Annotated in this window: 13 protein-coding genes; 7 read left to right on the forward strand and 6 right to left on the reverse strand. The window is 59.1% G+C overall.

Annotated features, from left to right (window positions below; all coding sequences use genetic code 11):
* Positions 1–67 precede the first annotated feature (67 nt).
* The 4 genes from AC2TAD_RS16590 (at position 68) to AC2TAD_RS16605 (ending at position 4,348) form a co-directional block, all read left to right on the forward strand.
* Entirely contained in the window at positions 68–901 is an 834-nt protein-coding gene (locus AC2TAD_RS16590) for an ABC transporter ATP-binding protein (RefSeq protein ID WP_170755462.1), read from the forward strand.
* A 19-nt stretch (positions 902–920) separates the two neighbouring features.
* Positions 921–2,138 carry a phenylacetate--CoA ligase family protein gene (locus AC2TAD_RS16595; RefSeq protein ID WP_480868988.1) on the forward strand — a complete coding sequence of 406 codons (1,218 nt, stop codon included), beginning with the start codon at positions 921–923 and terminating at the stop codon, positions 2,136–2,138.
* Positions 2,139–2,257: 119 nt separating this feature from the next.
* The gene (locus AC2TAD_RS16600) at positions 2,258–3,925 is read left to right on the forward strand and encodes an ABC transporter permease (RefSeq protein ID WP_480868989.1); all 1,668 of its coding nucleotides are present in this window, start codon (positions 2,258–2,260) and stop codon (positions 3,923–3,925) included.
* A 72-nt stretch (positions 3,926–3,997) separates the two neighbouring features.
* Positions 3,998–4,348: a DUF2794 domain-containing protein gene (locus AC2TAD_RS16605; RefSeq protein ID WP_209195876.1), complete on the forward strand. Its 351-nt coding sequence runs from the start codon at positions 3,998–4,000 to the stop codon at positions 4,346–4,348.
* Here AC2TAD_RS16605 and AC2TAD_RS16610 read toward each other — a convergent pair.
* The 3 genes from AC2TAD_RS16610 to AC2TAD_RS16620 all read right to left on the reverse strand — a co-directional run bounded on the left by AC2TAD_RS16610 (position 4,345) and on the right by AC2TAD_RS16620 (position 6,905).
* On the reverse strand, positions 4,345–5,082 hold the full coding sequence (locus tag AC2TAD_RS16610; protein WP_480868992.1) for a C40 family peptidase: 738 nt from the start codon (positions 5,080–5,082) through the stop codon (positions 4,345–4,347). The genes AC2TAD_RS16605 and AC2TAD_RS16610 overlap by 4 nt on opposite strands.
* Positions 5,079–6,461: a leucyl aminopeptidase family protein gene (locus AC2TAD_RS16615; RefSeq protein ID WP_480868993.1), complete on the reverse strand. Its 1,383-nt coding sequence runs from the start codon at positions 6,459–6,461 to the stop codon at positions 5,079–5,081. Before AC2TAD_RS16615 ends, AC2TAD_RS16610 begins: the two co-directional genes overlap by 4 nt.
* A gap of 63 nt (positions 6,462–6,524) precedes the next feature.
* Positions 6,525–6,905, reverse strand: a complete 381-nt coding sequence (locus AC2TAD_RS16620) for a hypothetical protein (RefSeq protein ID WP_480868995.1) — start codon at positions 6,903–6,905, stop codon at positions 6,525–6,527.
* 153 nt (positions 6,906–7,058) lie between these two features.
* Between AC2TAD_RS16620 and AC2TAD_RS16625 the strand changes: the two genes are divergently transcribed.
* Together AC2TAD_RS16625 and AC2TAD_RS16630 are read left to right on the forward strand one after the other, a co-directional pair.
* Positions 7,059–7,709: a carbonic anhydrase gene (locus AC2TAD_RS16625; RefSeq protein ID WP_170355681.1), complete on the forward strand. Its 651-nt coding sequence runs from the start codon at positions 7,059–7,061 to the stop codon at positions 7,707–7,709.
* 333 nt (positions 7,710–8,042) lie between these two features.
* Complete coding sequence (locus AC2TAD_RS16630) at positions 8,043–8,537, forward strand: imm11 family protein (protein WP_480868996.1); 495 nt, start codon at positions 8,043–8,045, stop codon at positions 8,535–8,537.
* A 73-nt stretch (positions 8,538–8,610) separates the two neighbouring features.
* Here AC2TAD_RS16630 and AC2TAD_RS16635 read toward each other — a convergent pair whose 3' ends face one another.
* The 3 genes from AC2TAD_RS16635 to AC2TAD_RS16645 all read right to left on the reverse strand — a co-directional run bounded on the left by AC2TAD_RS16635 (position 8,611) and on the right by AC2TAD_RS16645 (position 11,975).
* Complete coding sequence (locus AC2TAD_RS16635; RefSeq protein WP_480868998.1) at positions 8,611–9,633, reverse strand: aspartate-semialdehyde dehydrogenase; 1,023 nt, start codon at positions 9,631–9,633, stop codon at positions 8,611–8,613.
* Between the two features lie 111 nt (positions 9,634–9,744).
* On the reverse strand, positions 9,745–10,779 hold the full coding sequence (locus AC2TAD_RS16640) for a glycosyltransferase family 4 protein (RefSeq protein ID WP_480868999.1): 1,035 nt from the start codon (positions 10,777–10,779) through the stop codon (positions 9,745–9,747).
* A gap of 23 nt (positions 10,780–10,802) precedes the next feature.
* The gene (locus AC2TAD_RS16645) at positions 10,803–11,975 is read right to left on the reverse strand and encodes an MFS transporter (protein ID WP_170724650.1); all 1,173 of its coding nucleotides are present in this window, start codon (positions 11,973–11,975) and stop codon (positions 10,803–10,805) included.
* A gap of 141 nt (positions 11,976–12,116) precedes the next feature.
* Here AC2TAD_RS16645 and AC2TAD_RS16650 point away from each other — a divergent pair, with 141 nt between their 5' ends.
* Positions 12,117–13,259 (forward strand): DUF3095 domain-containing protein, encoded by a 1,143-nt coding sequence (locus tag AC2TAD_RS16650; RefSeq protein ID WP_353392593.1) that lies wholly within the window; start codon positions 12,117–12,119, stop codon positions 13,257–13,259.

The raw sequence follows: 13,259 nt of genomic DNA on the forward strand, positions 1-13,259 counted from the left end.
CTTCTGAAAAACGGGGTGGCGCATTGACGCCGCCCCGACCCCAACACAAGCCTGAGGACACGCACTGATGCTGGATGCGGCTCAAAACACCGAAGTGCAGGCTGAAACCCTGCTTGAGGTCAACAATATCGAGGTGATCTACAACCACGTGATCCTCGTTTTGAAAGGCGTCAGCCTGACCGTGCCCAAGGGCGGGATAACCGCTTTGCTGGGTGGCAATGGGGCGGGCAAAACGACAACGCTCAAGGCGGTGTCGAACCTGCTGCATTCGGAACGGGGCGAGGTCACGAAAGGGACGATCAAGTATCGCGGGACCAGCGTGCATGAAAGCGATCCGGCGGATTTGGTTGAAAAGGGCGTCATCCAGGTTATGGAAGGCCGCCATTGTTTCGAACACCTGACGGTCGAGGAAAACCTGCTGACCGGTGCCTATACCCGCAAGGACGGTGCGGCTGCGATTCAGAAAGACCTTGAGCTTGTCTATTCCTATTTCCCGCGGCTGGCCGAACGCCGCAAATCCCAAGCCGGATATACCTCGGGCGGTGAGCAACAGATGGTCGCCATGGGGCGCGCATTGATGTCACGACCCGAGACGATCCTGCTGGACGAACCCTCGATGGGTCTGGCCCCGCAGTTGGTCGAAGAGATTTTCGGCATCGTGAAGGACCTGAACGAGAAAGAGGGTGTGTCCTTCCTGTTGGCCGAACAGAACACCAACGTGGCGCTGCGGTTTGCGCATTACGGCTACATCTTGGAATCGGGTCGTGTGGTGATGGACGGTCCGGCGGCGGAGCTGCGCGAAAACCCGGACGTGAAGGAATTCTACCTCGGTATGTCTGATGAGGGCCGCAAAAGCTTCCGCGATGTGCGGTCCTATCGCCGCCGCAAGAGGTGGCTGTAAGCGGATGGAGGATCTGGCGATGACCTATTTCGACGCACTCGAAACCCGATCAGCCGACAAACGCGCCGCCGATCAGGCCGAGGCGCTGCAAAAGCAGCTTGCACGGGCCCTGTCTGCCCCGGGTTTCCAAACGCATCTGGCGGATGTGGAGACAGATGGTGTCGCATCGGTTGAGGACTTGCCCAAACTACCGGTGCTGCGCAAATCAGACTTGGCGCAGGCACAGGCTGCACGTCCTCCGTTTGGAGGGTTCACCGTCAAACCCGCACGGCATTTCCACCATGTGTTTCAATCTCCGGGCCCGATCTACGAACCGGGCAGCACCGATCCCGACTGGTGGCGCATGGGCCGATTCCTGCACGCTGCTGGTGTGGGGCCGGGCGATATCGTTCAGAATTGCTTTGGCTATCACCTGACGCCCGCGGGTATGATCTTTGAAAGCGGCGCGCGCGCGGTCGGGGCAGCTGTTCTGCCCGCAGGCACCGGCCAGACCGAATTGCAAGTGACTGCTGCCCGCGATGTGGGCTGCACTGCCTATGCCGGGACGCCGGATTACCTGAAGGTCATACTGGACAAGGCGGATGAGATGGGCGTCCAGCTTCATTTCACCACCGCCGTTGTAGGGGGCGGGGCCTTGTTCCCGTCACTGCGGCAGGAATACGCGGATCGTGGAATCTCGTGCCTGCAATGCTATGCGACCGCGGATCTGGGTAACATCGCCTACGAAAGCCCCGCAATGGAGGGGATGATCATCGACGAACATGTCATTGTCGAGATCGTGACCCCCGGCACCGGTACCCCGGTGGCAGAGGGTGAAGTGGGTGAGGTCGTTGTGACCTCATTGAACCCCGACTATCCGCTGATCCGTTTCGCGACAGGCGATCTATCGGCGATCATGCCCGGCCAGTCATCTTGCGGGCGCACCAATGCACGGATCAAGGGCTGGATGGGCCGCGCCGATCAGACCACCAAGATCAAGGGTATGTTTGTGCGCCCCGAACAGGTGGCCGCACTGGTCGATAAACATGCCGAGATCGTCAAAGCTCGCGTCATTGCCGCCCGCCAGGGTGAGATGGACATGATGACCGTTCAGATCGAAAGCCCCGGTGGCGATGACATGGCCTATGCCAAATCGGTTGTCGAGCTGCTGAAACTGAAAGGCGCGATCGAGGTCGTCGCACCGGGATCACTGCCCAAGGATGGGTTGGTGATCGAGGATCAGCGCGTTTACGAATGACGCCAAGCAGGTCTGCGGCAGTATGTGCCGCAGATTTGTACCCCTGCCCACTGGTGTTTCCGACCGTTTTGGTCGATTAAAGACGAAACTTGCGCCTTAGCCAGTAACAAGCCGGGATCATGGCCGACGTCGAATTCTCAGAACACGGAACGCGCAACCGCGGCGCGTTGGGCACCCGGTTGGTGGCGACAGTGGCCTGTCTGGTGGCGGCGGCCTGTCTGCTGCCTATGCTGGCCGTCGTTCTGGCGGCGGTGACGGGCGGGACGGACACGATCTCTCACCTAATGGAAACGGTCTTGCCGGGCTATGCGCTGACCACTGCGGTGCTGGTTGTTTTGGTGGCGATAGGGACGTTTTCCATTGGTGTCGGTGCGGCGTGGCTGGTGACGATGACCCGTTTTCCCGGCGTGAGGTTTCTGGAAATCGCGCTGGTGCTGCCGCTGGCCTTTCCGGCCTATGTTCTGGCCTATGCCTATACGTTCATTCTGGACCACCCCGGTATCGTCCAAACCACCCTGCGCGACATAACCGGCTGGGGTCCGCGTGATTACTGGTTCCCCGAGATCCGCTCGACCGAGGGTGCAGCGGCAATGCTGATCCTCGTGCTTTATCCTTATGTCTATCTGCTGGCCCGCGCGGCATTTCTGCAGCAAAGCGCCAGCGCCTTTCTGGCTGCGCGCGCGCTGGGCAAAAGCCCGTGGCTGGCTTTCTGGCACGTTTCGTTGCCAATGGCGCGCCCGGCGATTGCCGGGGGTGTATTGCTGGCCATCATGGAGACCATCGCCGATTTCGGCACCGTCGCCTATTTCGGCGTGCAGACCTTTGCCACCGGCATCTACACCAGCTGGTTTTCCATCGGAGATCGTGCTGCCGCCGCGCAACTGGCGTTGTGCCTTCTGGGTTTTGCACTGCTGATGGCCGTGGCTGAACGGATGCAACGCGGCAAAGCGAAATATTACCAGGCGGGCAAAAGCCAAGCATCGCTGCCCTCGGCCCAACTGAAAGGATGGCAGGCGGCGGCGGCGTTTACGCTATGCGCCATTCCGGTACTGTTGGGCTTTTTGCTGCCGGTATTCATTCTGGTTCAGATGGGGATGGAATCAGAGCAGAACCTGCTGTCGCGGCGCTATATCGGCTTCATCCAGAACTCGCTGACTTTGGCGGGGACGGCCGCGGTGATTACAGTGTTTGCTGCGATCTGTGTCGGGTTCTTTCAGCGCCTGCGCCCTGGTCGGGTATCCTCGGGCGCTGGCTATATGGCGCGACTGGGCTATGCAGTGCCGGGCGGAGTTATCGCCGTCGGACTGATCGTGCCCTTTGCCAGTTTCGACAATGCTCTGGATGCGTGGATGCGGCAGACCTTCGATATCTCGACCGGGTTGCTTGTCACCGGCTCGATCTGGCTGCTGGTTGCGGCCTATATGGTCCGGTTCCTGGCCGCTGCGCTCAGCGCTTATGAGGGCGGTCAAAGCACGGTACACGCCAATATGGACGCGGCCTCTCGGTCCTTGGGACAAAGCCCGCTGGGCACGCTGCGCCGCGTGCACCTGCCGATTCTGACACCATCGCTGCTGACCGCGCTGCTGATCGTGTTTGTGGACGTGATGAAAGAGCTGCCAGCGACCCTGATCATGCGCCCGTTCAACTTTGACACACTGGCGGTGCAAGCCTATCGGCTGGCCTCGGACGAACGGCTTGAGGGGGCTGCGGTGCCGTCGCTGGTTATTCTGGCTGTGGGGCTGTTGCCGGTTATTCTGATCTGCCGGCAAGTGGGGCGCAGACGCTAGGTCGCTTCAAAATTACCACACCTTGCGTTGGGTGGGCTTGATTCAGACGCGTTTTCCGGCAAGGCTTAACGCATGAACATGCAGCCTCCTAGCCGGTTCTCTGGCAACTCGGCCCAGATGCCCGTCGCCTTCAACCGCCACGAGATGTCGCATATCCTGTCCGTCTATGGCCGGATGGTCGCCGCCGGAGAGTGGCGGGACTACGGCATTTCCAACCTGCGCGACATGGCAGTGTTTTCCATCTTTCGCCGCACGGCTGAACATCCGATCTATCGGGTCGAAAAGCACCCGCGCCTGCGGCAAAAACAGGGGATGTATTCGGTGGTGGGCATGGATGGCCGTATCCTGAAGCGCGGCCATGATCTGCGCACTGTGCTGCGGGTATTGGAACGCAAGCTGATCCGTTCGGTTGACCTTGATTAGAGCCTTTTATGGCTGGTCACTGGCCCGTCACCCTGATCCTTGATACGCGCGATCGCCTGCGTCATCGGCTCGAACGTCACATCCATGTGGAAGGCGTTGGCATGTAGAAGCATGTCCTCAGCGTAAACCCATGCAACATGGCCTTTCCAGAATAAAAGATCGCCACGTTGGGGCGGTGTACCGTCGGGCAGCGTTCTGCCAACTTCACGCTCTTGATCCCCGCTATCGCCAGGACAGGGCATTCCGCAGGCCAGCATTCCGGCCTGCACCAGGCCCGAGCAATCCAACCCAAACCGGCTGTTGCCACCCCATAAGTACGGTGTGCCCAAAAACAGTTCGGCAACGGCGACCGGATCGGTCAGGGTGACGCTGACAGGTTTGGCGTGAACAGCGGGAATAAACCCAAGACCAGTTTCCAGAAACCCATTTTTCTCGGAACTGGCGGTTATCTTGCTGCCGAAACTCAGCGACGCGGAATCCGGGCTTTTCATGTCCGGCTGCGCGTAGATATGCGTCGCCGGTGCAGTGATCCAATGGGTAGCAGGAACGTGCAGACCAAGCTGGTTCGAGCGGACCCAGCCACGGTATCCATCCTTGTCCGCTTTGATCTGCTTCCATCCATCTGCGGCATCGGTCACCGCGACAGTGTCCCCGTATAAAAGCTGTCGATCCCGAGGGCCATCGGGCGCGCGCATCAAATCGACGACCGGTTTGATGATGCTATGTCGCGTCATAGGTTCAGCATCTCGGGCAAGGCGGCCAGCAGGGCGCGTGGACCTTGTCCCAAACCGCCTTTGCTGCGCCCCGGTTCCTTGCTGCGCTGCCACGAGAAGATATCGAAGTGCATATAACGGTTGTCACCCACAAAGCGGCGCAGGAACAGAGCGGCGGTGATTGACCCGGCAAACCCACCAGCCGGCGCATTGTCCAGATCGGCGATGCCAGGTTCTATCATCCCTTCATACGGCTCGTGAAAAGGCATTCTCCAGACCGGATCGGCTGCTTGACGCGCGCCGCGGGCCAGGGCATCCGCCACGTCGTCATCATTGGTGTAAAACGGCGCAAGATCGGTTCCTACCGCCACGCGTGCTGCGCCGGTCAATGTCGCCATCGAAATCACAAGGTCTGGTTGCCCCTCATCCGCCAGCGCCAGCGCGTCTGCCAGAACAAGACGCCCTTCGGCATCGGTATTATTGATCTCGACCGAAAGGCCCTTGCGCGAAGCCAGGATATCGCCGGGTCGGAATGCATTCCCGGCCACCGAATTCTCAACCGCTGGGATCAGGACACGCAGTTGCAACGGCAGGTTCAGCGCCATGATCATCCGCGCCAGACCCAGCACATTGGCTGCCCCGCCCATGTCCTTTTTCATCAATCCCATTGATGCACCGGGTTTAAGGTTCAACCCGCCGGTATCGAAACAGACACCCTTACCGACCAGAGTCAGTTTCGGCCCCGCGTTACCCCAGTTCATCTCGATCAGACGAGGAGCCTGCGCGGCCGCACGACCCACCGTGTGGATCATGGGAAAATTCTGGTTCAACAGATCATCGCCCACAATTACTGAACAGGATGCGCCGAATTCCTGCGCCAGCGCTTCAGAAGCGGCCTGCAACTGATCCGGCCCCATATCTGATGCAGGTGTGTTGACGAGATCGCGGATCAATGCCTCAGCCTTGGCAACAATCTCCAACCGGGTGGTATCCACGCCGTCCGGGGCGATAAGGCGGGCCTTGGCAGCGGATTGGCTGGCATAGCGGTCAAAACTATACCCTGTCAGCAACCATCCCAGACATTCGGTCTCAACCACGTCGTCTGGCAGGCCCGAAGCGATGTGATACGTGCCCTTGGGCAAAGCTTCGGCAGCGGCGGCCAGCGGGAACCGTTTGCGTGCGCGACCCGCAGGCTTGCCATAGCCCGCCAGCGCCATGGACGGGGCACCGTCTGCATCGGGTATCAACAGCGTTTGACCCAAACCGGCCGTGAACCCGCTGTTTTCCACCCAAGCAGCCATAGATCCCGGCTGATCCGAAAGCCAGCTTTCCAGATCGGGCTGCGCGATCACGTGCAATGGCAGGGACGGGTCAGAGGCGGAGGCAAAGGACAGGGTCATGGGGATCTCAACTGGTTCGGTTTGCGCCCAGCCTATCCGTCCACGATCCGTCCGCAAGCCCCGTCAGACCGAAAGATCCTGCTGGTCCCAAATAACGGTCAGCGATTTCTCACCCACGCGGATCAGGCGCGACAGGGTTGCGCCGGTGGCGACGGCATCGCCGATATCCACGTTATGCGCCACATCGCCCGCCACGCGCGCCAGCGCAGTCATGCCGACCTGTTCGGAAATCGCCACCAGGGAACGCGCACATTTGCGCAAGCTGGTCCAATCACGCCGCCGCCAGTAGCGTTCGCAATTCGACAAGCGCACGGCCAATTCCTCGACTGTGCGGCATAGCACGTCCAGTGCATTCTGATCACCCAGTTGCCCGCAAAGACCATTCAACTGGTCCGGATCCAGACGGACGGATTCCTTGTGTTCAAGTGTGACTATCTTTTCCACCACATTTACCCCAATTCTAAACGCCCCCACGGCGTGGATTGACTGTTGCGCGGAATTCCTTTGCAAAACCTTGCAGCGCACTGGGATAATGGCTCGAATTTTCGGCGAATTCAGGTTACAGCACTCGTCAGACACAAGACTAAGGACATAAAAATGGATCGCGCCAAACCTTTGCCGAACTATCTGGTCAAGCGATATCACGGCTGGAAAGCTACGACGTATTCGGAAAATCAGGTCTGGTACCGGCGTCTTGCCACCGAAGGACAGCGCCCGCGCGCCATGGTCATTTCCTGCTGTGACAGCCGGGTGCACGTGACTTCGATTTTCGGAGCCGATCAGGGTGAGTTTTTTATTCACCGAAACATTGCCAATCTGGTTCCACCCTATGCCCCGGACGGAGACCACCACGGCACCAGCGCAGCAATCGAATACGCTGTAACTGCGCTGAAAGTGGCGCATCTGATCGTTCTGGGCCATTCGCAATGTGGCGGTGTTCAGGGCTGTATCGACATGTGCAAAGGACAGGCCCCGCAGCTTGAAGCGAAAGACAGCTTTGTGGGGCGTTGGATGGATATCCTTAAGCCGAAATATGATCTGGTAGCGGATATCGAGGACAGCACGGACCAGGCGCGCCAATTCGAGCGCCACGCGGTTGTCGCCTCGCTGGAAAACCTGCTGACCTTCCCGTTCATTGCTTCGGCGGTCGAGGACGGATCACTGAGCCTGCACGGGCTGTGGACCGATATCGGAGAGGGCGGGCTGCAATGCTATGACCCACATGAAAAGAAGTTCGTGGTTGTTTGATTTTCGATGAGAACGATACGATTGCAAGGGGCCTTTTCCGGGCCTCTTTTTTGTGAACTTTTTTGATGCACCTTACAGTGTAGGGTGCCATTAGATCTTTTGGTTGCGGTTTTTGATCTGGTCTTAGGCGGTGAAAATGATTGATGAAAATGATCCTTCGGGTGGGATTTCCACGTCTGGATTTCTACGACTTGGAACGACTCAGTTGGCGTAACTCCGATGACGCGGAGGGAATATGAACGGCATTGGTTGGCCGCCCAACCCAAAGATGTTCAAGAAAAATATGACAAGTTGTTTGACGGGACTTACGAGTAAGTCCGTAAAGGAGAGCGGTTGACCGACGCCGAAGTCGGGGATGTCTGGTACTATGGCTCTCAGGATGGCAATCCAACCCCGAGTTTTATGAACGGGGGTGGTCTACCGGTGCTGTCGAATTCGGCCAAAGCGGTTCTGGAAAAGTTCGATCTGGGTGAAACCTATTTCCACTCGATCAGATTGCAGGCTCCGGCGGGTCATGCAACCACGGACGAGCCGTATTACATACTGAATGTGTGCAATAAACGGTCGATGGGGAACCAAGAGGCGTTGGGGCCGTTAGGAGACAGAACAGCTCCTCTAAGTAGCCGTTCTGGAGTAGTTTTCCGTCCTCGAATTGGACGGGAACATGAGCTTGTAGTTGCTCCAGAAGCTTTGGGTGGTCCCGACATCTGGATCGATCCGAAAGTTCCCGAACTCCTGTTCCTCTCCGAAAGTCTCGTATCAGCTTTGAAAGCTGTCGGAGTCGATGACGGTTGGGGTTTAGTCCGCTGCCCTGTTGGGGTTCTGTGATGCAAACGGTGCGTCGAAACAAAAAAACCCCGCTGCATCGACAGCGGGGTTTCTCTGTGGTTGTAGCCTGACCTCAGCCCTTTTTCAGAACCTCACGGCCCAACAGTTCGGCGATCTGCACCGCGTTAAGGGCGGCGCCTTTGCGCAGGTTGTCGGACACGCACCACAGGTTGATGCCGTTCTCGATGGTTGAATCCTGACGGATGCGGCTGATGAAAGTCGCGAAATCGCCCGCGCATTCGATAGGCGAGACGTAGCCACCGGCCTCGCGCTTGTCGATCACCATGATGCCCGGTGCCTCGCGCAGGATGTCGCGGGCTTCGTCTTCGTCCAGGAATTCCTCGAACTCGATATTCACGGCCTCGGAGTGGCCGACAAAGACCGGAACGCGAACGCAGGTTGCAGTGACCTTGATCGACGGATCGACGATCTTTTTGGTCTCGACCACCATCTTCCATTCTTCCTTGGTCGAGCCGTCTTCCATGAAGACGTCGATCTGCGGGATGACGTTGAAGGCGATCTGCTTCTGGAACTTCTTGGGTTCAACCTCGGTTGTGGGGTTATAGACCGCTTTGGTCTGATCCCACAGCTCATCCATGCCCTCTTTGCCCGCGCCCGAGACCGACTGATAGGTCGAGACGACAACGCGCTTGATCTTGGCGCGGTCATGCAGCGGCTTCAGAGCGACAACCATCTGCGCGGTCGAGCAGTTGGGGTTGGCGATGATGTTCTTGTTTTTATAGTCGTGGATCGCCTGCGGGTTACATTCCGGCACGATCAGCGGAATGTCGGGGTCGTAGCGATAGAGCGACGAGTTATCGATCACCACACAACCCGCCGCAGCCGCCTTGGGCGCGTAAACCTTAGTTGCGTCCGAGCCGATGGCAAACAGCGCCATGTCCCAGCCGGTGAAATCAAAGGTGTCGATGTCCTGGGTGGTCAGTGTCTTGTCGCCAAAGCTAACTTCTGTACCCAGCGAACGACGGCTTGCCAGCACGGCAAGTTCATCGACGGGGAACTGGCGTTCTGCCAGAATGTTCAGCATTTCGCGGCCCACGTTACCCGTGGCGCCGGCGACAACGACGCGATAGCCCATTTCATGTCTCCAAAGTTAAGGACGCGCGTTCATAGCTGCGTTGCGGCAAAGAAAAAAGGGTTTTCGGGTCAGATTCCGCCCGATGACACCGATTTGACGCGGCGCATCGCCTCAGGTGTCGGTCAAAAGCCGTTCGTAGAGGGCGACAAGGGTCTTTGCTTCGCCGTTGATGTCGAAATTCTGCTCGACATGGGTACGGGCGGCGCGGCCGGATTGCGCTAGGGAATCGCGGTTTTCCAGCATCCGGGCTGCGGCATCGGCCAAGGCCGGGATATTGCCTGGCTCCACCACATGGCCCAATGACGGGTCAGTAACGATCTCAGAGAACGCACCGACATCGGTGGCCACGACGGGTACGCCGCAGGCCATCGCCTCCAACGGGGTCAGGCCGAAGCCTTCCCACCGCTGGGGTGCGATGAAGAGGTCCAGAACCTGATACCATTCGGCGATCTGGTCGACTGTAACCTCGGGCATGAAGAGGATGCGGTCGGACAGGCCCGCCACCGCGACCTTGTCTTTCAATTCGGACAGAAAGGTGGTGTGTTGTTCCGTGGCGCGGCCCATGACGATGCCATGCACATCGTCAAAGCGGCCACACAGGTCGATCATTGCATCCACAAAGGCGTCAGTACCCTTCTGGTGGCGGATGCGGCCATAGCAGCCCAGCAGGAGGCCATCAGGCAGGCCCAACCGGGCGCGAACGGCCGTTTTATCCTCGGGCGGGGTAAAATCCTGCAGGTTGATACCATGCATGATCACCTGTGCATCCCGATCCAGATACCCGGCGGTTTTGCGCGAGGTGGCGACTACAGCGTCCATCTTGTCGATCAGCCATTTGGTATAGCCCGTATGCGCCCGCTGCGACGCGCTGGTGAACAGCAGTTTCAGCCGCAACCGCAGGATGTTGCGCAGGAACAGACCCAACAGCATCTCGGTATTGCGACGCGCGTGCCAGACGCGCAGGGTTTTGCGCGACAGAAAGGGCAGGCGGCCAAGCGGGATATGCGGGATATCGGCAGGCAGGCCCGGACCGGTGGCTGCAATGTCGATCCATTGCACCTGCAACGGCACCAGCCGCGCAATCGTTGCCGTCACGCCCGAAAGCCTGCGTTTGAGATTGGGGGCAATGACGCGCGGGTCAGACATGGGCTCTCCTGACGGGGTTAGCGTCAGTCGACGCTGTCCCGGCTGAATAGATAGATCACGCAGCCAATGGCAAGCGAGATGGCAAAAAAGCCGAATATCGCTGTGTAGGGTGCAGAGGGGCTGATGTCTACCGTGGCCGCGTGGACGCGGCCGGTGACGAATTGGGCAAGGCCGACGCCTCCGATCCCGAACAGGTTCAACAGGGTCACGCCTCGGCCCACTAGGTGTGGAGGAACAAAGGCGCGGCCATGGGCCATGATGACAGGAAAGCTGGCCCCGGTGAACCCGATGACCGAGATTAGAACTACCGACAACCAGACCGCATTGTCGATCCACAGGCACAACAGGGTCAGGGCGACCACGCCCAGCGCGTTACCGCCAAAGATCACCCATTTCCGCGTTCCCAATATCCGGTCAAGCGGGCCATAGGCGAAGGTGCCCGCAATCATCGACGCGCCCATGATCAGAGTGGCGGTTCCGATCTGTGTTGTGCTGAGTGCGAAGATATCGCTTAGATAAGGTCCGGCCCAAAGGCCGCGGGTTGCAGCCGATGGCGCATAGGCCACCAACATCAGCGGCAGGATGGCCCAGAGTGCGGGTTGCTTCAGCAGATCCAGAACCGATCCCTTGTGGTCGGTTTCAACGCGTTTGGGATCATGAACTGTGAACAGGATGCCGATGGCGATCACGCCCGAAAACAGGGCCAAAGTGACCATTGTGGCGCGCCAACCCATCAGCTCAACGGCCAGCGCAGTGGGGTAGGAGGCGACCAAATTTCCGACCGACCCAACACCCAGCATCAGGGCGGCCAGCGTGGCGAAACGGGCCGGGGGGTATTCGCGGGCGAAGATAAAGTAAGACGCCATCAGGATCGGCGAGCATCCCACTCCGATCAGCCCCATGGCCAGGGCGACATGAAAAGGCGTGCTGGCCACGGCAAAGATCAGTGCGCCGCCTGCGCCACCGACCAGCAACAAAACAGTCGAGGTCAGCCGCGGCCCGACCCGATCCAGCGCCCAGCCCACCGGCAGTTGCATGGCGGCAAAGACCAAAAACCAAAGACCCGATGCAAAGGCGAGGTCCTCTGGCGTGGCGCCGATATCCCGGCCTAGATCGACGCTGAGTACGGCTAAAAACGCGCGAAAAAACTGGCTGAGCACATAGCCCAGGCACAACACGACCAAACCTGCTTTCATGAAATGACACTCTCCCCCGCGGCTAACCGGCTATGCTTGGCACGGCAGGACTCCGCACACAAGCATGTGTGTAATGACGATTTCGCGGGACAGGTGCCACAATCGGTTTATGTTCAGGGATAATTTCGACAAGAGGTTATTATGAAGGACGCTCAGGTCGCGTTTTACGACAGCCTGCCCTTGCTGCGGGACTTTACCCGTTTGGCCGACCCTCAGCGGTTTTCGGCCATTCCCAGTGACTGGGTTGTTGGTGTTGCGGACATTGTCGACTCGACCGGGCAGATCGCGCAGGGACGCTACAAAACGGTCAATACCGTCGGGGCAGCGGTTATTTCAGCGATGATCAACGCCATGAGCGGGCGCGAGTTTCCGTATGTCTTCGGTGGTGACGGCGCAGGCTTTGCCGTGCCCGCCAGTGCAGCTGAAGCGGCCCGCGAGGTTCTGGCCGCCATGAGGCGCTGGGCTGAGGAAGAGTTTTCCATTCCGCTGCGCGCAGCATTGGTGACGGTGGCCGAAATCCGCAAGGCGGGCAAAGACCTGCGCGTCGCCCGTTTCGCACCATCGGACGGGGTCGACTATGCGATGTTCTCGGGCGGGGGGCTTGCTTGGGCGGAAACACAGATGAAGGCCGGTCACTTTATGGTGCCCGAGGCCGACCCCGGTGCGCGCCCTGATCTAACCGGTCTTTCATGTCGGTGGTCCAACGTTAGGGCGCAGCATGGGCAGATCGTTTCGCTGGTCGTGGAACCCACGCCGCACGCCACCGAGGCGGATTTTGCCGACCTCGCCCAATCGGTTCTGTCTGCAGCCGAAGGGTTGGAGCGCGCGGGTCACCCGGTACCGGAGAACGGCCCACCGATCGGATGGCCACCACCTGGTCTGAGCATTGATGCCCATGTCTCGCGCGCCGGCGGCAGCCTTGTTGGTCAAACGCTCAAACTGTTGGTACAGAATTTGCTGATCGCATTGCTGTTTCGGTCCGGCAAACGGCTGGGTAACTTTGAGCCGGATCACTATAAACGCATGGTTAGTCGGAATGCGGATTATCGAAAGTTCGACGACGGGCTTAAAATGACGCTGGATTGCGATCCTGCGACGTTGGCGCAAATTCAGATGATGCTGGAACAAGCGCGCGGGCGCGGCAAGGTGCGTTACGGCTTGCACGCACAGGACGAGGCGATGATGACCTGTTTTGTGCCTTCAGCTACCCGCGATGACCACGTGCATTTCGTTGATGGCGCGTCAGGTGGATATGCGCAGGCCGCTGCGGCGATGCAGAGCTGA

The sequence above is a fragment of the Ruegeria sp. HKCCD7628 genome, assembly GCF_057221005.1.